The 23,135-nt window shown below is 71.5% G+C and carries 20 protein-coding genes; 8 read left to right on the top strand and 12 right to left on the bottom strand.

Going from position 1 to position 23,135, the window contains the following annotated elements:
* The first annotated feature begins 107 nt into the window (after positions 1–107).
* Positions 108–638, top strand: a complete 531-nt coding sequence (locus ACFC79_RS37280) for a DUF6985 domain-containing protein (protein ID WP_376249584.1) — start codon at positions 108–110, stop codon at positions 636–638.
* 175 nt (positions 639–813) lie between these two features.
* Here ACFC79_RS37280 and ACFC79_RS37275 read toward each other — a convergent pair whose 3' ends face one another.
* Positions 814–2,472, bottom strand: coding sequence for an alpha/beta hydrolase (locus tag ACFC79_RS37275; protein ID WP_376249583.1), 1,659 nt, complete (start codon positions 2,470–2,472; stop codon positions 814–816).
* A 957-nt stretch (positions 2,473–3,429) separates the two neighbouring features.
* On the opposite strand from ACFC79_RS37275, the gene ACFC79_RS37270 reads away from it, so the two are divergent.
* Positions 3,430–3,741 carry a hypothetical protein gene (locus ACFC79_RS37270; RefSeq protein WP_376249581.1) on the top strand — a complete coding sequence of 104 codons (312 nt, stop codon included), beginning with the start codon at positions 3,430–3,432 and terminating at the stop codon, positions 3,739–3,741.
* A gap of 128 nt (positions 3,742–3,869) precedes the next feature.
* On the opposite strand, the gene ACFC79_RS37265 is transcribed toward ACFC79_RS37270, so the two are convergent.
* The 3 genes from ACFC79_RS37265 to ACFC79_RS37255 all read right to left on the bottom strand — a co-directional run bounded on the left by ACFC79_RS37265 (position 3,870) and on the right by ACFC79_RS37255 (position 7,131).
* Complete coding sequence (locus tag ACFC79_RS37265) at positions 3,870–4,133, bottom strand: oleate hydratase (RefSeq protein WP_376249579.1); 264 nt, start codon at positions 4,131–4,133, stop codon at positions 3,870–3,872.
* A gap of 285 nt (positions 4,134–4,418) precedes the next feature.
* A complete protein-coding gene (locus ACFC79_RS37260; RefSeq protein WP_376249578.1) occupies positions 4,419–4,976 on the bottom strand; it encodes a GNAT family N-acetyltransferase in 558 nt (185 codons plus the stop codon).
* A gap of 172 nt (positions 4,977–5,148) precedes the next feature.
* Entirely contained in the window at positions 5,149–7,131 is a 1,983-nt protein-coding gene (locus tag ACFC79_RS37255) for a BTAD domain-containing putative transcriptional regulator (protein WP_376249576.1), read from the bottom strand.
* Positions 7,132–7,440: 309 nt separating this feature from the next.
* On the opposite strand from ACFC79_RS37255, the gene ACFC79_RS37250 reads away from it, so the two are divergent.
* Positions 7,441–8,319: an alpha/beta fold hydrolase gene (locus ACFC79_RS37250; protein ID WP_376249574.1), complete on the top strand. Its 879-nt coding sequence runs from the start codon at positions 7,441–7,443 to the stop codon at positions 8,317–8,319.
* Between the two features lie 55 nt (positions 8,320–8,374).
* On the opposite strand, the gene ACFC79_RS37245 is transcribed toward ACFC79_RS37250, so the two are convergent.
* From ACFC79_RS37245 to ACFC79_RS37235, 3 genes are all read right to left on the bottom strand, one after another.
* Complete coding sequence (locus ACFC79_RS37245; protein WP_376249573.1) at positions 8,375–8,905, bottom strand: CGNR zinc finger domain-containing protein; 531 nt, start codon at positions 8,903–8,905, stop codon at positions 8,375–8,377.
* A 368-nt stretch (positions 8,906–9,273) separates the two neighbouring features.
* The gene (locus ACFC79_RS37240) at positions 9,274–10,902 is read right to left on the bottom strand and encodes an ABC-F family ATP-binding cassette domain-containing protein (RefSeq protein WP_376249571.1); all 1,629 of its coding nucleotides are present in this window, start codon (positions 10,900–10,902) and stop codon (positions 9,274–9,276) included.
* An 82-nt stretch (positions 10,903–10,984) separates the two neighbouring features.
* On the bottom strand, positions 10,985–12,619 hold the full coding sequence (locus tag ACFC79_RS37235; protein WP_376249570.1) for an ABC-F family ATP-binding cassette domain-containing protein: 1,635 nt from the start codon (positions 12,617–12,619) through the stop codon (positions 10,985–10,987).
* A gap of 553 nt (positions 12,620–13,172) precedes the next feature.
* On the opposite strand from ACFC79_RS37235, the gene ACFC79_RS37230 reads away from it, so the two are divergent.
* Positions 13,173–14,390 (top strand): abortive phage infection protein, encoded by a 1,218-nt coding sequence (locus ACFC79_RS37230; RefSeq protein WP_376249569.1) that lies wholly within the window; start codon positions 13,173–13,175, stop codon positions 14,388–14,390.
* A gap of 149 nt (positions 14,391–14,539) precedes the next feature.
* Here ACFC79_RS37230 and ACFC79_RS37225 read toward each other — a convergent pair whose 3' ends face one another.
* Positions 14,540–15,580, bottom strand: coding sequence for an SDR family NAD(P)-dependent oxidoreductase (locus ACFC79_RS37225; RefSeq protein ID WP_376249568.1), 1,041 nt, complete (start codon positions 15,578–15,580; stop codon positions 14,540–14,542).
* Between the two features lie 446 nt (positions 15,581–16,026).
* On the opposite strand from ACFC79_RS37225, the gene ACFC79_RS37220 reads away from it, so the two are divergent.
* On the top strand, positions 16,027–17,226 hold the full coding sequence (locus ACFC79_RS37220; protein ID WP_376249567.1) for a PQQ-binding-like beta-propeller repeat protein: 1,200 nt from the start codon (positions 16,027–16,029) through the stop codon (positions 17,224–17,226).
* 106 nt (positions 17,227–17,332) lie between these two features.
* Here ACFC79_RS37220 and ACFC79_RS37215 read toward each other — a convergent pair whose 3' ends face one another.
* From ACFC79_RS37215 to ACFC79_RS37205, 3 genes are all read right to left on the bottom strand, one after another.
* Complete coding sequence (locus tag ACFC79_RS37215) at positions 17,333–17,611, bottom strand: hypothetical protein (RefSeq protein WP_376249565.1); 279 nt, start codon at positions 17,609–17,611, stop codon at positions 17,333–17,335.
* A 700-nt stretch (positions 17,612–18,311) separates the two neighbouring features.
* Positions 18,312–18,968, bottom strand: coding sequence for a maleylpyruvate isomerase N-terminal domain-containing protein (locus tag ACFC79_RS37210; RefSeq protein WP_376249586.1), 657 nt, complete (start codon positions 18,966–18,968; stop codon positions 18,312–18,314).
* A gap of 80 nt (positions 18,969–19,048) precedes the next feature.
* Positions 19,049–19,834 carry a helix-turn-helix transcriptional regulator gene (locus tag ACFC79_RS37205; RefSeq protein WP_376249564.1) on the bottom strand — a complete coding sequence of 262 codons (786 nt, stop codon included), beginning with the start codon at positions 19,832–19,834 and terminating at the stop codon, positions 19,049–19,051.
* Positions 19,835–19,925: 91 nt separating this feature from the next.
* On the opposite strand from ACFC79_RS37205, the gene ACFC79_RS37200 reads away from it, so the two are divergent.
* Complete coding sequence (locus ACFC79_RS37200; RefSeq protein ID WP_376249562.1) at positions 19,926–20,744, top strand: sulfite exporter TauE/SafE family protein; 819 nt, start codon at positions 19,926–19,928, stop codon at positions 20,742–20,744.
* A 116-nt stretch (positions 20,745–20,860) separates the two neighbouring features.
* On the opposite strand, the gene ACFC79_RS37195 is transcribed toward ACFC79_RS37200, so the two are convergent.
* Positions 20,861–21,436, bottom strand: coding sequence for a helix-turn-helix domain-containing protein (locus tag ACFC79_RS37195; protein WP_376249560.1), 576 nt, complete (start codon positions 21,434–21,436; stop codon positions 20,861–20,863).
* Between the two features lie 118 nt (positions 21,437–21,554).
* Here ACFC79_RS37195 and ACFC79_RS37190 point away from each other — a divergent pair, with 118 nt between their 5' ends.
* On the top strand, positions 21,555–22,391 hold the full coding sequence (locus ACFC79_RS37190) for an EamA family transporter (protein WP_376249558.1): 837 nt from the start codon (positions 21,555–21,557) through the stop codon (positions 22,389–22,391).
* Between the two features lie 260 nt (positions 22,392–22,651).
* Positions 22,652–22,894: a hypothetical protein gene (locus ACFC79_RS37185; protein ID WP_376249556.1), complete on the top strand. Its 243-nt coding sequence runs from the start codon at positions 22,652–22,654 to the stop codon at positions 22,892–22,894.
* Positions 22,895–23,135 lie beyond the last annotated feature (241 nt).

Raw genomic sequence — 23,135 nt, 5'->3', positions numbered from 1 at the left:
CACTCGCTGGAACAACTCCCACAACTCGTCCGGCACCAGCCGCTCAACAATCGAGACCACGACCGAAGCCTACCCAACCAAATGAGATGACTTCTAAGCTGACCGCCATGGAGATACCCGGTCTCGGGACCGTCGAGGACGATGGCGATTCCTACACGAGCGACCCGATCACCGTGCGGGTACTGGACGATGCCGAGTGCCAGTTCCTCGTAGTCGGCTACGACGAGGATGACGCGCAGGAGGACTTCCACACCGCGATCGACGCGTTTCTCGCCCTCGGGGCCTCGGCGTTGCGCGCGGCGGCGCCATTCGTCTTCGCCTACTACCAGGACGTCCGGTCAAGACTGGTGGAGCTCGGCATCGATCCCGTCGTGACGATCGACGGTCCCGACGACGTATGGGACCACGTCGAGTTCGGCTGGGAGGTGACGGTCGAGCGGGACTGGTCCGGCGACCGGCAGGTGTGCCTGTCGAGCGAGTCGTCCTGTGCCTGGGAGCGGGAGCACGGCCTCCAGATCGTCTTCCGCGGCGGCCGCACGGTGACGAAGGTCGGCCCGTTCGACGGGCACCTGAGCAACGCGTCCGCCTACGGCCGGGACGACCTCGCAGACGTCGTCTACCACCGCGCCGGACGGTGACGGGAAGGGCCACCGGGCACCGGCGCTCCACAACCTCGGCAGCGCGACGGCCTCCGTACGGATACCGGAGTACTGCTACGACACGATCACGGGACCGATCGTGTGGCCCATGCCCCATGCCCCATGCCCGTCGGCAGAGACGGCGGGCATGGAGCGACGGGTCATGCGAACGGGCTCAGAAACGGTCCGGGGCCCGCTCCGGGAGCGGAGACCCGGGGAGCACGTCCCGCTTCCGGTCCTTTTGCGCCTCCGCGTTCGAGTCGGCCGTCACCTTGCAGGTCACGTCCTTCGCCGGGAGCCTGCCGGTGAGCAGGTAGTCGTTGACCGTGCCGTCCGTGCACGCGTTGCCGTTCGGGTAGACACCGTGGCCCTCGCCGCCCAGGACGGTGACCATTTTCGAGCCCTTCAGGGTGGCGTGCAGGGCCTGACCGCTGGGCAGCGGAGTCTGCGAGTCCCACTCGTTCTGGACGACAAGGGCACCGACCTTGTTGTGCACCCCGGTCGCCGGTTCCACGGACTTGTCCCAGAACGCGCACGGCTTGATGCCGGACGCGAAGTCACCGTAGAGCGGGTAACGGCCCTTGTCCTTGATGGCGTCCCGCCGGTAGCTCTCGGGATCGCGGGACCACGCGGCCGAGTTGTCGCCGCACACCACGGCCCAGAAGCTCGCCGTCATGTTGTCCGACGGGATCTCGGCGGCACGGGCACCGGTCCCGGCGGCGGTGGCTGTCGTCCCGGTCCTCTCGGATCCGGTGAACGCCGCGAGCTTCTTCGCGGAGGAGGGCTTGCCGTCCGCGGCCTTCCTCAGCTCCACGAACGCCTCGGTGGCCTCCTCCGGGCTGAAGACCGCTGCGCGCATACCGCTGCGGATGTCATCACCGGTGACCGACTGCCCGTCCAGCTCGATGGGCTTCTCGTCGGCCTGCGCGACCAGGTCCCAGAACGTCCGGTCCACCTGCTTCGGGGTGTCGCCGAGACCGTACTTTTCCGAACGCTCGGCGGCCCACGCGGTCCACCGGTCGAACGCGGGCTCGGCGCCCTCCGCCCACCACTGGATCATCCCGCGCCAGGCGCGCGCCGGATCGACCGCGCTGTCCAGCACGAACCGGTCGGCCCGGCCCGGGAAGAGCTGGGTGTAGACGGCGCCCAGGTAGGTGCCGTACGAGAAGCCCACGTACGAGATCTTCTTCTCACCGAGGACCGCCCGGAGCAGGTCCATGTCGCGCACGGTGTTGCGCGTGGTGATGTGCGCAAGCGTGTCGCCCGCCTTCTCCCTGCACTTGTTGGCGACGGCGCGTGCCCAGGCGACATCCTTGTCGAACGTCTCCTCCTTGTACGGCCGCAGCCAGTCCTCCTCCTCCGGCTCCATACCGCAGGAAACCGGGCTGCTCAGCCCCACACCGCGCGGATCGAAGCCGATGAGGTCGTACTGCTGCCGTGCGGCCTCGGGGAGCTGCTCCTGCATCGCCAGCGGCATGTAGAGCCCCTGTCCCCCAGGGCCGCCGGGGTTGGAGAACAGGACTCCTCGCCGCTTGTCGGGCGCGGTGCTCCGGATCCGGGATATGGCCAGGTCGATCCGTTTGCCCCCGGGATCCCGGTAGTCCAGCGGAACCTTGATCGTGGCGCACTCGAACTCCGCCGGGGAGTCGGCTCCGCACCGTTTCCACCGCGGCTTCTGCTTCACATACGGGTCCAGCCCGCCCGTGGCGACGGACGAGGAGGCGGCCGACGGGGTGGCGACCGGAGCGGCGGTGGCCGTCGAGGTGGCGAGCACGGGGGCCAGCGTGGCCGTGACACTCACGGCCAACAGGGGCGCGAGACGTCGTCTGCGCACGATATCGATCCTTCCGGTTGCGTGTTCGAACAGGAGAGATCTTTCAGGAACCTGCCGCGCATGCGGATCCCTCATCGGGCCGCACCTCCATCCACCCTGGGAATGACACAACAGCCGTGGGTGGTCCCTGAGTTGTAGGGGAGGGACGCGTTCGGCGACGGGCGCTGTCCGCCTCGGCGACGCGCGCGACGAACCGGTGCACGTACCGCTCATGCAGCCCGGCCGGACCAACCGCCCACCGAGCCGTATCAACATCTGCACCGACACCGACCGCCCAACGAACGACCTTCCACAACGCCGCACCAAACGCAGTTGCCGTACCGAACGGCCGGTCTTCTGCTGGATGCAGGTCGGTTCTGTCGCTGTTGGCCAACGTCCCATGTTCTATCGTCGTGCGGGTGGTGTCGGCCAAGAGACAGCGTCAAAGGAGATGACTGCGTGTCGGGTAGCAGCAACAGGCCGGACGGAACGTCCCACCCGTACGTCGTCCGCTGCCGTGTGCCGGACGGCCGGGAGAACGAGTGGGGATACGACACATGGGAACAGGCGGATCAGCAACGGCGCAGCATCACCCAGATGTTTCGGAACGCGGGGGAGGCCGTGGTCATCACGGTTCTCACGCCATTCAATCCCCTTCGGTACGAGGTCGAGGGTGCCGCCCCGGCACCGGCTGACGCTCCGACACAGGACGACGCTCCAGCACCGGATGGCGCTCCGGCACCGGCCGATGCTCCAACGCCCCGGGGCGGCGATGGCCGTCCGACGACGTCCAGAACCTCTGTACCCCTCTGTCCCGAGAATGGACGCCACACACTCCCCGACGGCGCCCGAGGTCTGATCACTGACGACGAGGACGACATCTCCGGGGCACTGGCCGCTGCCTACGAGGGCTGTGAGCCCTGCAAGTCCGGACTGGAGCGCCGCGTCGCAGACGGCGACGGAACCCTTGTCGTTCTCATGGCGGCTGTCTGGCTCTGTTCCCACGCCCAGGTCCGTGCCTCGCAAGGCATGTCACCCGCGATGTGTGCCGACGAGCTGTTTCCGCCGGTCTTCCTGAAGGAACTGGATCCAAGGACCCGCCGCCTACTGCGGAGACTCGTGCTGGAGCCCGTCGAGGCCCCCGGTGGTCAGCCCGCCGCCCAGCCGGGAACCCATGAACTGGCCGACTTGGTGATCAACGTGGCCGACGACGACGAGCGCATGGCTCTGTGGCATGACGCCCTCAACGGAGCGGTAGGCATTGTGCTGATGGAAGCATTCCGGCTCTAGAGCCGTGATCGGGAGCCGATTGCCCGGTCCGTGCCGAGTCCTGGAGGCGTCTTCAACGTCTTCAACGCGTGCCGTCGGGTGGTCGGCCCGTCGTCCCGGTCCGCGGAGGGCCCTGGCGGCGCGCGGGGTCAGGAGAAGGCTGTGCGGAGGGCCGACCGGGCGACCCTGGGGTCTGCGAGGCCGCGGTACATCGGCGGGATCCCCTTGTCCACGCCGAAGTGGTGGTCCACGGCCGTCATGGCCGACCGCACCGAGTACTCGACGGTGAAGACCACGCCCTCCGGGATCTCGACGAACTGCCCGAGGAAGGCGAAGTTCTTCGCTCCGTCCGGCACGACCAGAGGCCGGTCGGCCACCACCCGCCGCTGGAACTGGGCATCGATGTAGGGCATTTCGATGCTGCTCCCGGAAACCGATGGCCGTGCTGTCGACGGTGGTCCACGACGAGGATCACGGATTCCCGGAGGCGGACGAGGGCGAAACGATCGTGTCCTGTCATGCCCTCTTCGGTGGCCACGAACTGCCCGGTCTCGGCGGCTACGCGTTGGCAGAGGACGGCAGTCCGGCCGGCCGAGGATCGTCCGGATGTACAGGAAATGCCGGGTCGAGCACCGCGCCGGGCCGGTCCCGGACAAGCGAAACCCACCGGACGGCGAAACCCACCGGACCCGCCGGACTCACTGTCCGGGTGTCGGGTGCAACCGGGCGAACTCGTCGGCGAGCATGCCCATCATCACGAGATCACGGTGGCGGCCGGCGAGGAACACCTGGTCGCGGAGGCGCCCCTCCTCGACGAACCCGAGCCGACGCTGGAGCGTCAACGATCCTTCGTTGTGGGCGAAGACCCGTGCCTGGCACTTGTGGAAGCGCCGTTCGGCGAACATGTAGCGCAACAGCATCACCACGGCTTCCGCCGCGTAGCCCCTGCGCCGGTGTTCGGCGCCGATCGTGATGCCGTACTCGAACCAGCCCGCACGTGGGTCGGCCAGGTGCGAGCCGACGGCGCCGACCGCCTGCCCCGTGTCGACGGTTTCTATCACCAAGGTGAAACAGTCGCCGTCCGTTCCGGCAGTGGCCCGCTCCTGCGCCCAGGCCCGGTGGCCCTCGGCGGAGCGCGGTGGGTGCAGCAGGTCACCCAGCCCCTCCTCGTCCGCCGCCAGGCGCATGAAAACGGCCCAGTCGTCGGGCTCGACACTGCGCAGGCGTACGCGTTCGCCGGTCCAGAATGAGGTCATCCCATATTCGATCACCCGGTGATCCGGACGCCAAGTCCCCGACCGACCCAGGTCCCCGACCGACCCAAGTCCCCGACCGACCCAGGTCCCCGACCGTCCCGGGTCCCCGCCCAACTCATGTGACGGGCAAGGGACGTGACTGTCGGGGCCGGTCCGTGCCGGGCCGCGGCGATCAGTCCAGCGCCGCGGCCAGCATGCCGAGGTGATCCGCCACCGGCCCCAACGTGATCAGACCGCTCCCCGCCCCGCCCTGCTCGGATGCGGCGGGCAACAGTTCCGTACGCGCCCGCGCCATCGCCGTTCGCTCGCCCACGGCGACGGCGGCCCGTGCGACGAGGCACCACATGGCCTCGGACATCAGATCGCGCGGCGGTGCGGGGACGGCTCGCAACGCCGCACCCGCCTCCTCGTGCCGACACTCGTCCACCAGGAGCACCGGACGCACCCACGGCTCGTACGGCCCCCAGTCGGCATCGCGGTCCACGGCAACCGGCTCCCCGTGCCGAAGACGCACGCTCAGTCGCGCCAACGGCGGCAGGCCGTTCCGCAGTCCGGGCATGCCCGACCCGTCCAGACACCTCGCGGCCTCCTCGTACGCGGCAAGGGCCGCGGCCAGCGGTTGCGTCATGGCGGTCCGCAGCGCCCGGTACCAGGTGGTGAAGACCGACACCAGCGGCAGGTCGTGCCGCGCGGCGAGTTCGTCGGCCGCCGCCGCGTGCCGGTCGGCGCCGGCCAGGTCCGCCACCGCGGACCGCGCCTGCACACGGATCAGGTGGCCGAGCACCTCGTACCGGACCAGTTGGTGGCGTGCCGACAGGGACACCAGCTCCGCCCCGACCGCGTCCCGCCGGGGCGCCAGCCCGGCCCGCCGGAACGTCTGCATGAAGGTGCCGTTGAGGGCGAAGGCGAGCAGCGAGGCGTCGCCGAGCCGTCGGGCGATCTCCTCCGCCTCCCGGGCCGCCCGAAGCGGGCGGTCCATGGCGCCGGACGACGGTACGTCCGCGGGCAGCATGCCCCGTGACTCCACCGCGATCGTCGCCAGCAGCCGACAGCGCGCCGATTCCGCGCCCCCGGACGGCAGCAGCCCAAGGGTTCGCTCGGCCGTGCCGACCAGCCGCCGTACCTGTTCGGGATCGTCGGCACGGGTCCAGATCGCCGGTACGTCGTACACGCCGATGACGCGCGCCGTCAGTTCGGGGTCGCCGAGCTGCTCGGCGGCGGCCGCGGCCGCGACCCGGTGCTGCCGCGCCGACTCCAGCCCGCCCCCGCCGGTGACCGCGAGGTCCCGCATCAGACCGGCCGTGGACTCCAGCCGGGTCCGCGCCCGGGAGGCCAAGGAGCTCTCGTACGCGGCAGACGCCCGCGCCCACACCTGCTCCACCGCCGACCCGGTGTCGGGATCCAGGTGATCGGCGTGCCGCAGCACGTCCTCCTCCAGCCGCCGCAGGCGGGGGCCGGGGTCCACCCCCAGGTGCTCGCGCAGCATGCCGCGCGCCCGGCGCAGGACGGACAGCGCGTCGGCCTGCCGGGCGGAGCGGTACAGCGCCAGCGCGAGCAGTCGCCAGGCGTCCTCCCGCCACGGGTGCTCCGCCACATGCGCGTCCAGATCGGGCACGGCGGCCGCAGCCTCGCCCAGGCCGATACGGGCCCGGGCGAGGCGCTCGACGGCGTGCAGGCGCAGTTCGGTCAGCCGGGCGCGTTCCGCGCGCAGCCAGCGTTCGTCGCCGAAGTCCGCGAAGGCGGGGCCGCGCCACCAGTCCAGCGCTTCGGCTAGACGTTCCGCGACCCGGGCCGGACCGTCGTCGCCCAGGCCGTTCACCACCTGCGCGAACCGCCACGCGTCGACCTCGTCCCTCGCGACCCGCAGGGCGTACCCGGATCCCTCCGTGACCAGCAGGCGCGGCGGGGTCCTGGGCGGCCGGTCCGGCTCGACGGCCCGCCGCAGCCCGCCGACGAAGGTGCGCACGGCGCCCACGGCATCGGCCGGCGGCTCGTCCCACAGGTCCTCCACCAGCCGGGCCACCGGCACGACCCGCCGATGGGCCACGACGAGGCGGGCCAGGACCGCGCGATGCCTGGGCCCTTTGAGAAGCAGTGGGGTCCCCGTCTCGTCCCAGGCGGCCACCGCCCCCAGCACCCCGAACTCCACCCGCACCCTCGCCGTCCGCCCCTTCAGCCCGTCGACCCCGCCCCCAACCTACAAGCGGCCCGTCGCACCGGCGTTCATCCGTTGCTGATCGGAGCCCCGCAGGCTGAACGCACCGTCCGGAGAAGAACGAGCGCACCGACCGCGGACGCGGCATGCGCACCGGTGCGGGACGCGCACCGCAACAGGCACCGGCATCGGAGCCCGTAGCAGAACCGGAACCGGAACAGAGTCCTGAACCGGAACCGAGTCCGGAACCGGAACAGGCACCGGAACAGGCATGCGCACCGGAACAGCCAGAACAGAAGGAGAAACGCCATGGCACACACCATCCCGGGATTCGACCACCGGCGGATCCGGGTGGACGAGGAGGTCGAGCTCCACGTCGCCGTCGGCGGGAGCGGGCCGCCGGTCGTCCTCCTGCACGGCTTCCCGCAGACCCACCTCATGTGGCGACACGTCGCGGCGGACCTCGCGGCCGATCACACGGTCATCTGCCCCGACCTGCGCGGCTACGGCGACAGTGACAAACCGTGCGAACAGGGCCCGGACACCTACTCCAAGCGGACCATGGCCAACGACGTCGTCGCACTCGCGCGCGCCCTGGGGCATGAGCGCTTCGCGCTGGCGGGGCATGACCGGGGTGCCCTGGTGGCGTTCCGGGCCGGGCTCGACCACCCCGGGACCATCACCCACGTGGCCTGCCTGGACGTGCTGCCGACCCTGGACATGTGGGAGGCGCTGCACGGCACGTCGGCCGCCGTCGGTTTCCATCTCTATCTGATGGCCCAGCCGCCCGGCTTGCCCGAGCGGATGATCGAGGCCGGCGCCGACGCGTTCTTCTCCCACTTCCTCGACCTGTGGGCCGAGGACCCCGACGCCGTCCCGGCCGACATCCGTGCCGTCTACCTGGACGCCTGCCGCGGTGCCGTACCGTCCATCGTCGCGGACTACCGGGCATCGGCGGGGATCGACGTCGAACACGACAGGGCCGACCGGGCGGCCGGGAAGCAGCTCACGATGCCGGTCTCGGTCCTCCAGCAGGACTGGGGCGCCGCCCTCGGGTACGACGCCACCGCCCTGTGGGGTGCCTGGGCCGCGGACCTGGAGCACTCCACCGTCTCGTGCGGTCACTTCATGGCCGAGGAGGCGCCGGCCGATGTCGCGAAGGCGCTGCGGGACCTGCTGACCCGCTGAGACCTGCCGCCGCCGGGGCGCCCCGCCCGCATCCCGGGGCCTCCGGCGCGGGGCGTCAGGCTGTGGTGGTGGCCTGCGCGTTCTTCTTGCGTGCGCGATAGGCGGCCGCCTTGATCCTGTTCCCGCACGACTCCATGCCGCACCACTGCCGCCGCACGCTCCGCGAACGGCCGATGTGGACACGGGTGCACTCGGGATTGCCGCACTCCTTGAGCAGCGGCACGTCCGGCCCGCTCAGGAACTCGACCGCCTGACGCGCCACGGCCGACAGGGCTTCTTCCTGGGTGGCCTCGGTCCAGCGGCCCGACACGGTGAGCTGCGGGGGCGCGGACGGCCTGCGTGCCGCACCGTGCAGGACCTCCAACGCCTCGGCATCGAAGGTGTCGCCACGGCGACGGTCCGTCACCAGCCGGTGGACGGCCTCCCGTACGGCCGTCGCGCGGTCGACGATCCCGGACTCCACGTACCACGCGCCCAGCCGGTCCGGTGACGCGAACATCTCGAACCGCGCGGAGCGCCGTTCCCGGAGCGTCGGCGCGAAGTCCAGGGCCGGATCTCCGCACATGAAGACGTGAGTCAGGTTCACGTCACCACCTTGGCCGGGGACTGATATCGCTGCATGGCGCATCGTCCGCCGAGCCTGCGAGCCGTGGCCGGTCCGGGCGGCTCGGCCGGGCCGCAGCCCGCTCCCGTCCGTTCCCGTCCGCTCCCGTCCGTTCCCGTCCGCTCCCGTCCGTTCCCGTCCGTTCCCGTGCGGCTGCCGGACGGTGGCGGCAGGCGCCGCGGGCGGCAGCGGCATCACCGGGCATCCTCTCGCCTCCACGGGCATTGTTCCGCACCGTCGTCTGCCGCTGCGGACTCACCGAACGGGATGGTCCCTCAAGCTCAACCAGAGCTTGAGGGACGACTCGATCGGAGGGGCGGCCAGGACTCGCCCCGAGTGTCGGCAGCGGCTCAATCGGAGCCCCGGCCGGAGCCCAGTCGGAGTTCGCGTCCCTGCCAGCGTCTGCGCAGCCAGCGGTCGTGGCTGGCCAGGACGATCGCGCCGGGACCGGCACCCAGGGCGTCCTCCAGTTCGTCGCAGAGCCCCGGCGACAGATGGTTCGTGGGCTCGTCGAGCAGCAGCAGCTCCGGGGGACGTGCCACCAGGAGCGCCAGCGCGAGCCGGCGCCGTTGCCCGACCGACAGCTGCCCGACCGGTTTGTCCAGATCCGCCTCGCGCACCAGCCCCAACGAGACCAGGGGCACCGCCTCAGCCCGTTCGGTGCCGAGCGAGAGTGCATAGGTGTCGCGCACGGTGCGGTCCGGCCGCTCGAACACGGTGTCCTGGGCCAGCAGCCCCACGGTCAGTCCCCGCCGCCGTCGCACGTCGCCCGCGGCCGCGAGACGCCCCGCGAGTACGGACAGCAGCGTCGACTTCCCGACCCCGTTGCCTCCGGTGACGAGCAGACGCTCGGTCGCCGACACGTCCAGCCGTGCCACGTCCAACCGGCCCGGCAGGTATACGTCGCGCAGGGAGACGAGGGTGCCGTCGGCCGTGTTCCCGGCAAGCGCGGCGACGCGGAACCGCAGCGGCTGCGGCGGCTCGCCGACCCGACCGCGTTCCAGTTCGTCCAGCCTGCGGGTGGCGTTGCGCACCCGCCGCGAGATCTGGCTCTGCACCCGGCCGCCCCGATGGCCGTAGCCCATCTTCTCGTTGTCCCGGCGCTCGCGGTTCGGGGCGACCCGGTGCGCGGTCACCTCCGCCGACCTGCGCAGCGCCGCCACTTCCTCCTGCTCCTCGGCGTACCGCCGCTCCCAGCGCTCCCGCTCGGCCCGCTTCTCGACCTGGTACGTGCTGTAGTCGCCGCCGTACCGCACGGGGCCGTCCACCGCCGGATCGAGGTCGATGAGGTCCGTGCAGACGGCGTCGAGGAAGGCCCGGTCATGACTGGCCACCACGACCACCCCGGACAGGCCGCGCACCTGCCCCTCCAGGAACGCGGCGGCGGCGTCGTCGAGATGGTTGGTCGGCTCGTCCAGGAGGAGCGCAGAGGGGCGGCGAACCAGCAGGGCGGCCAGTGCCAGGCGGCTGCGCTGCCCGCCCGAGAGGGAGCCGAGGGTCCGGTCGTGCCCGACCGCGGCGAGGCCGAGCCCGTCGAGCGTGATCGCAGCCCGCCGGTCGGCGTCCCAGGACTCCCGCTGCTGGGCCTGTTCGAGCCGTCGGCCGTACGCGTCCAGCAGTTCGCCGTACGCGGGGGAGTCCTGGGGGTCGCGGGCGAGCCCCTCGGTGAGACGTTCCAGCTCGGCGAGGTCGGCGCGGGCCTCGCGCAGGGCGTCGTCCAGCACGTCGGCGACCGTCGACACGGCGTCGAACGGCATCTCCTGGTGCAGGAAGCCCAGGTCGGCCGGTCGGGTGATGCTCCCGGCATCGGGTTCGTCGACTCCGGCGAGCAGACGCAGCAGCGTCGACTTACCGGCGCCGTTCTCCCCGATCAGCCCGATGCGGTGGCCGGGGGACGCGGTGAGCGACACCCCGTCCAGCACGCGCCGGGTGCCGAGGGTGCGGATGAGGTCGTGGGCGAGCAGGGCGGGACGGGACATGGGTGTGATCCACCTGACGTGGTTGGTGTGCGGCCCGCCGGGTGTACACCTCGGACGCGGGCCCGGCCGACACGTCGGCGGTTCACACCTCGGGCGCCCCCGTCTCCCTCAGCTCGCCGCCGGACAGCCGCAGCCAGCGGTTCACGCCGATCCGGGCGAGGAACCGCTCGTCGTGGCTGACCACCATGAACGCCCCCCGGTAGGAACCCAGCGCGCTCTCCAGCTGGCCGACGCCGACCAGGTCGAGGTTGTTCGTCGGTTCGTCCAGGAGCAGCAGCTGCGGGGCCGGTTCGGCGCACAGCACGCAGGCCAGGGTGGCGCGCAGCAGCTCACCACCGGACAACACGCGCACGGGGAGGTGGGCCCGGGCCCCGCGGAAGAGGAAGCGGGCGAGCAGGTTCATCCGCTCCGCCTCCGGCCGCTGCGGGGCGAATGCGGTGAAGTTCTCGGCGACGCTGCGGTCGGGGTCCAGCAGGTCCAGCCGCTGCGACAGGTACGCGATCCGGCCGTCGGCCCGCTTGATCTGTCCCTCGTCCGCTTGCAGATCGCCGTTGACCAGGCGCAGCAGTGTGGTCTTTCCGACACCGTTGGGGCCGGTCAGCGCGATGCGTTCGGGCCCGCGGATCGTCAGATCGACGCCCTCTGAGCCGAACAGGGGTCGCTCGCCGCGGCGCACCCGCAGCCCCTCGCCGAGGAAGAGGGTGCGTCCGGCGGGTACGTCGGTGTCCGGCAGGTCCAGCGTGAGGCGCTGCTCGTCGCGCAGCGCGCGGCCCGCCTCGTCCAGCCGGCTCTTGGCCTCGCCGACCCGGGAGGCGTGCATCTGGCCCGACCGGCCCGCGGACTCCTGGGCGCCCCGCTTCATGTTCCCGGCGAAGATGCGCGGCAGGCCGGCGCTCTTGAGGTTGCGGGCGGCGTTGCTCGCCCGGCGCTCGGCGCGTTCGCGGGCCTGCTGCATCTCCCGCTTCTCCCGCTTCAGCTCCTGCTCGGCGTTGCGGACGTTCTTCTCGGCGACCTCCTGCTCGGCCTGCACGGCAGCTTCGTAGTCGGTGAAGTTCCCCCCGTAGAAGCGGAGTTGACTGCTCTCAAGCTCGGCGATGCGTTCCATGCGGTCCAGCAGCGCCCGGTCGTGGCTGACCAGCAGGAGACAGCCACCGAAGTCCTCCAGCACGTCGTAGAGCTTGTGCCGGGCATCGAGGTCGAGATTGTTGGTCGGCTCGTCGAGCAGCAGGACGTCGGGGCGCTTCAGCAGCTGGGCCGCCAGCCCGAGCGAGACGATCTGGCCGCCGCTGAGCGTGCTCAGGCTCCGGTCGAGGGTGAGGTCGGTGAGGCCGAGCCGGTCCAGCTGGGCCCGGGTGCGTTCCTCGACGTCCCAGTCGTCACCGATGGTCGTGAAGTGTTTCTCGTCCACGTCCCCGGACTCCACGGCGTCCAGGGCCCGGATGGCCTCGGCGACTCCCAGGATCTCGGCCACCGTGAGGTCACCGGACAGGGGCAGGTTCTGCGGGAGATGACCGAGCGAACCGGCCACGGACACCGACCCGGTGCCGGGGCGCAGCTCACCGGCGATGAGCCGGAGCAGGGTGCTCTTGCCGGAGCCGTTGGGCGCGACCAGGCCGGTCCGGCCGCCGCCCAGGGAGAAGGACAGGTTCTGGAACACCGGGGTGTCGTCGGGCCAGGAGAAGGAAACGTTCGAGCAGATGACGGAGGCGTCTGACATGGGAAGACCTCGAAGGAGATACGGGCACACAGAGACTGGTGCCCGGGACACGGACGAAGGGGAAGAAAGGAACGACAAGACGGGCCACAACGGCTGCGCGATGCCTCTGGGCATCGGCCGGTGGCCTGTCGGGGTGGGATCTCACCCCGAGATGTCGTCGTCCCCTGCCATGTCCGGTCTCCTCGATTCGCGATCAACGTCGCCGAAAGTTTAACGCAGTGTTCCGGCGAAGTCTCGGGGGTTTCGGCCCGCGGCGACGACCCGGGCGGTCGGAGGCCGGTGACCGTTCGCGGAACCGCCGCGGTCCCGGGAACAGGATTGAGTGCCGCACGGCGTTCGGCACTTGTCGAACAGTGATGGGGCATGCGGTGGGTCCGTTGCCGAGACTGCCGGCCCGAGCGCGGCCGACGAAGGGAGGAACCCAAGTAGCCTTCGGCGACGCTCCGTTCATCCTTTCGCCGGTGGTTCGCAGACCTTCGGCCGATTCGGCCGGACGGCCCCGCCGGACAGGCTGGCGGCCAATACAGGAAGCGCCCAGCCGCAGGGAGTCGTCATGCAGCGCAGTGAACACAACCGAGGGATCAGCCGGAGCAGGTTCCTGGCAGGAGCCGGAGCGGTCGGGGCCGCGGCGGCCGGAGCTCTCCTGACCGGAACCTCCGCATCGGCGGTGACGCCGGGCGGCCGGAGCCCGGAGCCGATGGGCGGCGGCGATGCCGGGGGACACGGCGGCGGCACCGTCCGCGGCACCGGGCTGAAGCACCGTGGGGTGTGTTACACGGTCGGCGAGGGAGAGACCCCTGCCACCGCCTGGAGCATTCCCCGCATGCGCGCGGACGTCCGTGCCATCGCCCGGGACCTGCACGTCACCTCCATCGAGGTGACGGGCGACGGCGTCGAACGGCTCGACGCCACCGCGACCGAGGCGGCCGAACAGGGCCTGCACGTCTGGCTCCAGCCGACGTTGGGCGACCGCCCCGCCCACGAGATCCTCGACCACCTCGCGGAGACCGGTCGGCACCTGGAACGGCTGCGCCGCCAGGGCGCACGGGCGGACCTGAGTGTGGGCTGCGAATTCTGGCTGTTCGTGCCGGGCATCGTTCCCGGCGACAACGCACAGGAACGCATCCACAACCTCACGACCGGCAACTACGACCCCGAGCGGATGATGCGCCGCCTGCACGCGTTCACCGAGCGGGCCGCGGCGGTCGGGCGTTCGGTCTTCGGTGGCAACCTGTCGTACGCGGCCGCGCAGGAGGACGAGGTCGACTGGAACCTGTTCGACATCGTGGGCATCGACTACTACTCGTACTTCCCGAACCGCGCGGACTACCTGCGCGAGCTGCGCACGTACCTCCGTTGGGGAAAGCCGCTGGCCATCACGGAGTTCGGCACGTGCGCCTACGTGGGGGCGCCGGAACGGGGCGGGATGGGGTGGGACACCGTCGACTACAGCGTGCAACCGCCGCAGATCAAGGGCGACCTGGTACGGAGCGAGCGCACCCAGGCCGCCTATCTCACCGAACTGCTCGGAGTCTTCGAGTCGTTGGGGCTGTACGCGGCGATGGCCTTCGAGTTCGTCACCGCCGACGCCCCGCACTCCGCCGAACCGCGCTACGACCTGGACATGGCAAGCTACGCGATCGTCAAACCCGTCAAGGACCGGTTCGACGATCCCCGGTCCGACTGGCACTGGGAGCCCAAGGAAGCCTTCCACGCGCTGGCAGGGTGCTACGGCCGCGCCGGTGCCCGGCGACGCGATCGGGGACGCTGACCCGACGCCCGGACGGTGCACCGGCGCGACAGAGCACCGACACCGGAAGCAGAAGCAGAAGCAGAAGCGGAAGCGGAAGCGGAACCGACGGGGAACAGTCGCCTGGCGGAAGAGCCGTCAGGTGGTGGGGAGGTAAGGCGGTGGGGCCGTCAGGTGGTGGGGGCTTCGGCGTGTCCACCGCGTGCACCGCCACGGGTGGCTTCGGCCGCCCCCGGGACGGCCGTTCCCTGCCCGGCCGTCCCGCCCGCAACGACCGCGTCGATGCCGGTCAGGTCGCGGCAGGCATCCCACAGCCGTGCCGCCACGGAAGCGTCGGTGAGATGACGCCACACCGTTTCGAGCCGGGGCCTGCCGCGCAGGCCGAGGACCCGCGGCGTCCACAGCTGTCCGCCGAGCACGGCCGGGTCGAGCACCGCGCGCACCGCGGGCCACGCCCCGGCGTGCTTGCCCTGGAGCAGAACGGCGGCGGGCGCCCCGCGCAGCCGGGCGCCGAGGGGCCGTGCACGGATCGCCGGCGGGCGTGAGGGGGTGAGAGCATCCAGGGCCCCGCCGGGATGGACCACCACGCTCGTCACCGTGCTGCCGACGGCCCGCAGGCGGCGGTCGAGTTCGAGCCCGAAGTGCATCTGCGCCAGCTTTGACCGGCCGTAGGTGCGCTTGGGCCGGTAGTCGCGCCGGGACTGAAGGTCGTCCAGGTCCAACCGTTCGGATTTCGCCGCGAAACTGCCCATGGTCACGACGCGGGCGGTCGGCGCGGCCGACAGCAGCGGCATCAGCCAGTGGGTCAGGGCGAAGTGCCCGAGATGGTTCGTGCCGAACATGATCTCGTTGCCGTCCACCGTCTCCCGGCGCGGCGGGTCGTCGAGGGCCACCCCGGCGTTGTGGACCACCGCGTCGATGTGCGACACCTCCAGCGCGTCCACCGAGGCTCGCAGCGAGGACAGATCGGCGAGGTCCAGGCGCATCGTGTGCACGCGTGCGCCGGGGACGCGCACGCGTATCGCGGACATGGCGGCCTCGGCCCTCTCCGGGCTCCGGCTGCCGAGCACGACCGTGGCACCAGTCGTGGACAACTGCTCCGCGACGAAGTACCCGATGCCCGCGTTGCCTCCCGTGACCAGGAAGACGCGGCCGTCCGCACGCGGCAGCCGATGAACGTCCCAGAGCGGGTGGGGGCGGAAGGGCGACATGGATGAACTCCCTCGCAGGGGATCGCGGAACAGGGGCGGTGGACGGGGCTGTTCAGGAGAGCGGCCCCGTCCGCCCAGCATTCCTGCGGCCACCGACACATCGCCTACGCGGCACCGACAGCGTGGGAGTGCCACCGGGCGCAGGCACGCGAAGTACATGCGAAGGGCAGGCATGGCCGGCTGCTCGGGCTCGCGGGGCGGGGCGTCCTCGGGGGCCTGCGCCGATGTTCCCCGTCCGTTTCGTTGTGTCGAGCCCGTCACAGAGCCGTCCCGTTCACGTCCCACCCCGCAGTTGGCTGAAATTCGCTGGTTAACTCTGATCCGGCTCCGGGCACCCACGTCGGGGGCGCGTCCGGTGGACCGGGCATACGGCGCATCGCGCACGGACATCGCGTGAAGAGGGGGAGAAGGGTATGGGCCGAGACGACGTGTCACGTCGCCGGGTGATGAGACTGGCAGGAAAGGGCCTGGGGGTCGCACTGCTCGGGGCCGGTGTGTGGGGGTGTGCGCCGGAGGACGACCCAGCCGACGGTGGTGCCACACGGAAGCCGGGAGACGGCGGGACGAACGGTGGCGGGACGGGGGACTCCTTCAGCACCCCGCCGCCCGGCACCGCACCCCGAGCGTTGTGGCAGTCGCCTGCGGCCAACGACGGCCTGGCCGGAAATGATGCAATCGCCGTGGTGGGCGACGTGGTGATCGTGTCCGGCGACCCGCTGGTGGGGCGGGACATCGCCTCCGGCCGGGAGGTGTGGTCCCGCAAGGGCGTCACCACCCCCGGGGCCAACCTGCTCCTCGGTTCCGGAACCCTGTACCTCGCCAGCGCCGAGTACGACGGGAACGTCGTCGGCCTGGATCCCGCCACCGGCAAGGAGACCTGGCGCAGCCGTCTGGGCACGCAGTACTCGCAGCCCCGTCCGATCGCGGCGGACGACCGCCACGTCTACGTCACCGGCGGCATCCTGGACAAGGACTTCAGAACGCCGGACAACGTGATCGCCGCGATCGACACCACGTCCGGCAAGGTCGTCTGGCGCGAGCAGCGGGACCACGGCACGGAGGAGACCGGGATCACCGCGGAGGCCGTCGGCGGACACCTCGTCTACACCGACTTCCGGGAGAACCTCACCGTCCGTGACACCGCGACCGGCCGACAGGTCTGGACGAAGAAGATCGGCCGGTCCAACAACCGCCGGTTCGCCGTCCACGAGGAACTCGTCGTCCTCGCCGACGGGCCCCGACTGCGCGCCTTCGCGCTGGCCGACGGCAAGGAGCGCTGGTCGCTCGCCTCCGAGGAGTTCAGTCGGTTCAACGACCCGACGGTCCTGGACGGCGTCCTGTACGCCTCCGACAGTGTTCACGGCCTGTGGGCGGTCGACCCCGCCACCGGCAAGAAGGTCTGGCACAACGACGACCTCCTGGACGTGGCCTACCCCTGGCAGTTCGTCAAGGTCGGCAACACCCTCTACGGGGCGACGGAGTTCGACGAGAAGGGCGGCATCCACGCCTTCGACGCCGGCAGCGGGAAACTGCGCTGGACGTACAACGACGGCAGCGGAAACATCCAGAAGTGGTACCTGGTGGCCCGGGGCAAGCGACTGGCGGCCCTGCACGGGAAGAAGACGACCTGCCTGCCGGCCGTCTGACCCGTGGACCGCCGTGTGCCCCGTGCCCGCCGACGGGAACGGCGGGCACGGGACACGGCGGCGGACGACGGACGACGAGGGACGGCGACCGGGCGTCTCCGGGCGGTCAGTCCAGGATGTTGACGTCCCTGTCCGCGAAGGTGTTGTCGGCGGCTGGGAGCGGGCGGTGTCCCTCGTCCCAGTGATTGGACCAGGAACACAGGCCGCACGCGTACCGCCCGTCGAGTCCGTAGACCTGGGCGTCGCAGCCGCGGCAGCGGGTGGTGGTGATCTCGGGGGTTATCGCAGTGGCCGGGACGGTCGAGGACCAGCCGCACTGGTTGGAGCAGGTCCACGACCCGTCGGGCCCCTGAGTGGCCGCAGCGCCGCAGTTTCCGCACGTCATAGGTGACCTCCGGGGGTGACCCCGCCGACGGGGGCGCGGCGGGGCAGCTCCAAGTCTGACAGCGGTCGGCGGCGCCGGGGAGGGGGCGGGAGCGGACACCCGGTGGTGCGGGTGCGCGGAGCGCGGCGCAGGGCGGCCGCGGGGCAGTCGGGCAGGCTTCTCGGCCCCTGCGGAAGACGAGCAGCCCCGAACGCCGCGATTGCTGTGGGCACTGCTCCGAGAACCCGGGGACACTGCCTCCGACGAGGACTTCCGCGGCCTGCCGCCCTCCCTGTCAGCCCACTCGACATCGACCGGACCACAAGTGAGCGGGCAGCCCCTGTGCGACGCCCCGAGGCGCGGGGAGAAGGCGGGAAGATCCGCCGGACGGGCCCTATGGCCGGGAGGGGAGGCCGTGGGACCGACCGCCGGGGCCGGGGAATGGTTCCGGCGGTCGGAGTGTGTGGTGTCGGATGCCTCTCGGCCACGCGGACCAGGTTTCCCGACCGTGACGGGTTTGTGTGGCGAACCGGCCGCGACAACCCCTTCGAGGCATTACGGTGTGCGCCCGCGCATTCGCGCACCCGCCAACGTCCCACGGGCGCCGCCCTCCCGCCGGACAGCCCAGCCCGACTCGGCACGGCCCGGCCGACCTCGGTCAGGGCCCGCCCCAGCCTTTCCCGGGAGGGGCGTCCGCGCGGTCCCTCGCCATCCCCGCGTATCAGCCGAGGACGAACGGGAGCCGCGCGGCCGTTTCGCCGAGTTCGGCCCGCTCCGCATCGGTCGGCGCACGCCGCCCGGTACCCACCAGCAGCACGTCCTCGTCCGAGAACGAGGCGGGGAACGCCGTCCCGGCGATCCGCTCCAGCAGCTCGCGGGACCGGGCGAGCCCCTCCGCGGGCGGCCGTGCCGCGCCCGGGAGACGCGCGATCAGGTCGAGGTGGTGCAGCGTCCACTCCAGGACGTACACGGTGAGGTAGTCGCCGACCGTGAGAACCTTGTCGCGGGTGCTCACCCGGGCGTCCGGGGCGGCGAGACCGGCGGCGCGGCCCGCGGCGGCCCCGACATCGTCGAGATGGAACTTCAGCAGCCGGGGCTCCCCGTAGGCGGCGGCCAGCCGGACGGTCAGCGCGTCGAGCGGATCGTCGCCGGTCGGCGGCGCCCCGGCGACGTCCCAGTAGGTCAGCGCGTCGCGCGTCGGTTCCGTGTCGGCCGGGGTCGCGAGCGTGATCAGGACGTCCTGTGCGTCGATGACCAGATGACACACCAGGTCCCGCACGAGCCAGCCGGTGCAGCCGGACGGCTGCTCGAAGTCCTTGTCCGGGAGTTCGGCGACCGCCGCGCGCAGGGCCGTCCAGGAGTGCGAGAAGAGGTCCACGGCGGCACGGTAGTGCGGTGCGCGGACGGCGGACAAGAACGCGCCGAGCCGGAGCGGCCCCGAGGCCGCCGCGCCGCGGGTCATCCCGCGTCGCGGTGCGACGGCCGGGCCCGGTACGCGGACGGCGCACAGCCGAGCAGGCTCCGGAAGGCAGCCGTGAACGCGGCGGGATTCTCGTACCCGAGCGATGCCGCGACCCGGGTCACCGGAGTGCCCTCGGCGAGCGCGTGCACCGACCGCAGAATGCACGCGCGCTGCCGCCACTGGGCGAAGCTCAGGCCCGTACCGCGCCGGAACAGCCGGCCGAGGGTGCGCTCGCCGACGTTCAGGGCCGCCGCCCAACGGGCCGGGGGATCATGGATGTCCGGTGCGCGCAGGAACGCGTCGCACAGCCGTCGCAGCTCCGGGTCGGCGGGCAGCGGCACGTCGAGGGGGAGCGGCGTCAGATTCCGCAGCTCGTGCAGGATCAGTTCGACGACGGTCGCGTCCCGGCCGTGCTCGGGATAGCGGGGCGCCATGTCGACGGCGTCGAGGAGCAGTGCCCGCAGCAGCGCGGAGACGTCCACCACCCGGCACCGCTCGGGAAACCACAAAGCCGCACCCGGCTCGATGTACAGACTGCGGGTGCTGACCCCCGTCATGGCGACCTGGTGCCGGACCCCGGGCGGGATCAGGACCGCGCGGGCCGTGGGCACGGTCCAGGACCCGTCCGCCGTCTCGACCCGCATCACACCGGTCGCCGCGTACAGGACCTGGGCGCGGCGGTGGGCGTGGAAGGCGAGCAGATGGTCGTGCGGGTAGTCGGTGCCGATGGCCAGCACCGCACGGTCCAGGTCGTCGACCTCGTCGACCGGAACATTGCGCATCCCCCGACCCTACGTCGCGCTGTCGTCTGCGCGTAAGAAGTCGGCGGATCATCGATTGTCCGCCTCGGCCCCGGTGCCTAGCGTTTTCACCGTGCTTACCTCGTTCCTCCCCTTCCTCCCGCTCCTCCTGTTCGGCTGCCTGACCGGCGTCACGACGGTGCTGTTCGGCTTCGGCGGCGGCTTCGTGACCGTTCCCGTCGTCTACGCGTACCTGACCACCGCGACGCACGACGACGCGGGCGACGCCATGCACGTGGCCGTCGCGACCTCGACGGCCGTCATGGTCGTGAACGCGGTGACCGCCACGCTGGCCCAGCACCGCGCCGGGCGGCTGCGGCAGGAGTACGTGTGGCCCCTTGCCGGTTTCGTCCTGCTGGGCGCGGTGCTCGGCTCGCTCGTGGCCACCCGGCTCAGCGGCGGCCTGCTGCATGTGCTGTTCGCCGTGTACCTGCTGGTCACGATCGCGGACAGCCTGCTGCGCAAGGGCTTTCTCGCCGTGGCGGAGGGCGAGGTGCCGCGCCCGCTCGGCCGGTTCACCACGACGTTCGGCGGTGTGGGCATCGGCGCGGTCGCGGCGAGCCTGGGCGTCGGCGGCAGTGTCATGACCGTGCCGTTGCTGCGCCGTCGCGGACTGCCCATGGCCTTTGCCACCGCGCTGGCGAACCCGCTCAGCGCCCCCGTCGCCCTCGCGGGCACCCTCGTCTACGCGCTCGCGCCCGCCGCCCCGGCACACACCGGTCGGATCGGCTACGTCGATCTGGTGGCCTGCGCCATGCTGCTCTGCGGATCGCTGCCCACCATCGCCCTGGTCAGGCGGATCGGCGGGCGGGTACCCGACCGCCTGCACTCCGCCGCCTACGTGGCCCTGCTCGTCCTCGTCCTGGCCGTCATGCTCGTCACCGGGCCGTGACGGCGTCGCGGCCCGGATCCGCTTCGCGGACGAGCCTGCCATCGGCCGGATGGGCCTCCCCGGTCCCGAAATGACACGTCCCGGGCCCGGAACCCGATGGTCGCCTGCCGTCGGTGCTACCCGGGCCCCGGCGGCAGGTGGACGGTCATGATCAGACGGCAGGTACCGTCGCCCGCGCCGCGGTAGGCGTGGGCGACGTCGCCGTCGAACGTGGCGGTCTGTCCGGCTTCGACGGTGTGCTCGGTCCCGTCGACGACGAGGACCATCCGGCCCGCGGTGACGCTGACGGTCTCCACGACCCCGGCCCGGTGGGGATGACTGGCGTACTCCTCGCCCGGCTCCAGTCCCCAGCGCCAGACCTCGACCGGGGCCGGGCCCGAGGTCGTCAGCACGAGCCGGGCCTCGCCGCCCCGGTTCCCGGTCCACAACGGAGCGGTGGCATCGGCGGTCACGACGCGGACGCGGCTTTCGGACGGCCCCTCCAGCAGGGCGGACACGGAGACCCCCAGGGTGTCGGCCAGCCGGACCAGGGTGGCGAAGTTGGGGTTGCCCTGGGCCTTCTCCAGGCCCACCAGGGCGCCCTTGCTGACCTGGGCACGTCGACCGAGTTCGTCCAGGGACAGCCCTGCGCGGTTGCGGGCCGTCCTGACGTTGCGCGCGAGCGTCCGCAGGGCTGCGGCCGGGTCGGCCATCTGCATCACCATTTTCACCGCTGAGCTATTTGAATGCACCGTACGGTCGGTTGGTTGACATCGGTCGGTCGACCTGCTGTACGGTTCGGTCGTTTCATTGGATACTAAGGGATGTGCCGTGATCGCTCTGCTACTGGCCCTGGGAAGCTCGGTCGCGTACGGGTGCGCCGACTTCCTCGGCGGCTTCGGAGCCCGTAGGGCTCATGTGCTGCGTACCGTCATGATCGCGGCCCCGGCCAGTCTCGTGATCGAGCTGCTGCTGTGGCCGTTCCTCGGCGCCTCGTTCGATGCCGGGGCGCTCGGCTGGGGAGTCGCGTCCGGGGTCGCCTCGGCGGCGGCGTTCGCGTTGCTCTATCGGACCCTCGCAGTCGGTCCGATGAACGTACTGTCGCCCGTGACCGCGCTGGTCTCCGCCGTGCTCCCGGTGGGCGTGGGCCTGGCGCAGGGCGAGCACCTCGCCTTCGCCGGGCTGGTGGGGCTGCCGCTCGCGCTGGTGGCGGTGGTGCTGGTCAGCGCCGGACCGGGGGCCGGGGTGGCGCGTCCGGCCCGTACCGCGCTGCTGCTGGCCCTCGGCGCGGGCATCGCCATCGCCCTTCAGCTGATCTTTCTGCACCAGGCCCCCTCCGGCAGCGGGGTGGCCCCGCTGCTCGTGGGCCGGGCGGTCTCCTCGGCCGTCACCCTGACCGCGGCGGGGCTGATGCACCGCAGGCTCGGACCCGAGCGCCCCGCCTACGCGGTGTCGGCAGCTGCCGGAATGCTCGACTCCGTGGCGAACCTGCTGTTCCTGCTCGCCGCCCGCAGCGGGGACCTCGCCGTCGTCGCCGTGATCACCGCCCTCTACCCGGCCGCTACGGTCCTGCTCGCCCGCAGGGTTCTCGCCGAACGCATCCACCGCGGCCAGCTCGTCGGCCTTGGCACCGCCGCCGTCGCAGTCAGCCTCCTCGCCCTGACCTGAGCCCGTTCCCCACCGCGGGAACGAACTGGGCTGCGCCGCCCCCGATCACTGCGCGTGCCCGTCGACAGCGGCCTCGGGCAGCGCCTTGTGCCGCGGTGTTCGGCCGCGAGGGACGCCCCACGGCCTTGGGGCAGGCGTTCGCGGAGTCCCGGCGAACCGCCGGGACCGAGCACCTGCCGCGGGTGGTCGACCCGGTCGACGACGCGTACCGGCGGCAGGGCAAGGTGTGGCCGTCCGATCGGTGCTGGCAGGATCGGGCCATGAGTTTGAGCGTGGTCGTCGGTGCGCTCGTCGACGCCGAGAACGACCACACCGAGAAGGTCCGAGCCGACCTCGTCGCGATCGGCGAGCTGGTGGAGCGTGCGGGAGCGCGGCAGTGGACCGGGCCCGGTCCGGGTGAGGTGCGGGACGCGGAGTTCGAGATGTGGGGCTACTCGGGCTTGCACGCCGTTCGTCGTCTCGCCGTTCACCTCGCGGCGGTCGGGCGCTTGCCCGAGCCGTGACCACCGGAACCCGCGTACCGCTGTCGATGTCGGTGGCGCCCACTACGGTCCTCGCCATGGAACAGCACTACCCCGAACACCTCGCCCCGCTGCCCGACCGGATCGGCCACGTGGGCGGCATCGAGTCGCTCGTCCTGGGCGGGCGTCGCTACCGGGGCTAATCGCAGTGCTCCCCCGTTCACGGGGGAGGTGAAGCGATTCTCAAGACTGCTCTGACCCGCAGGTCACAGCGGACGATTCT

The organism is Streptomyces sp. NPDC056061 (assembly GCF_042266885.1).
GTDB lineage: Bacteria > Actinomycetota > Actinomycetes > Streptomycetales > Streptomycetaceae > Streptomyces.
This window is presented reverse-complemented; position numbering and strand designations above follow the sequence as displayed.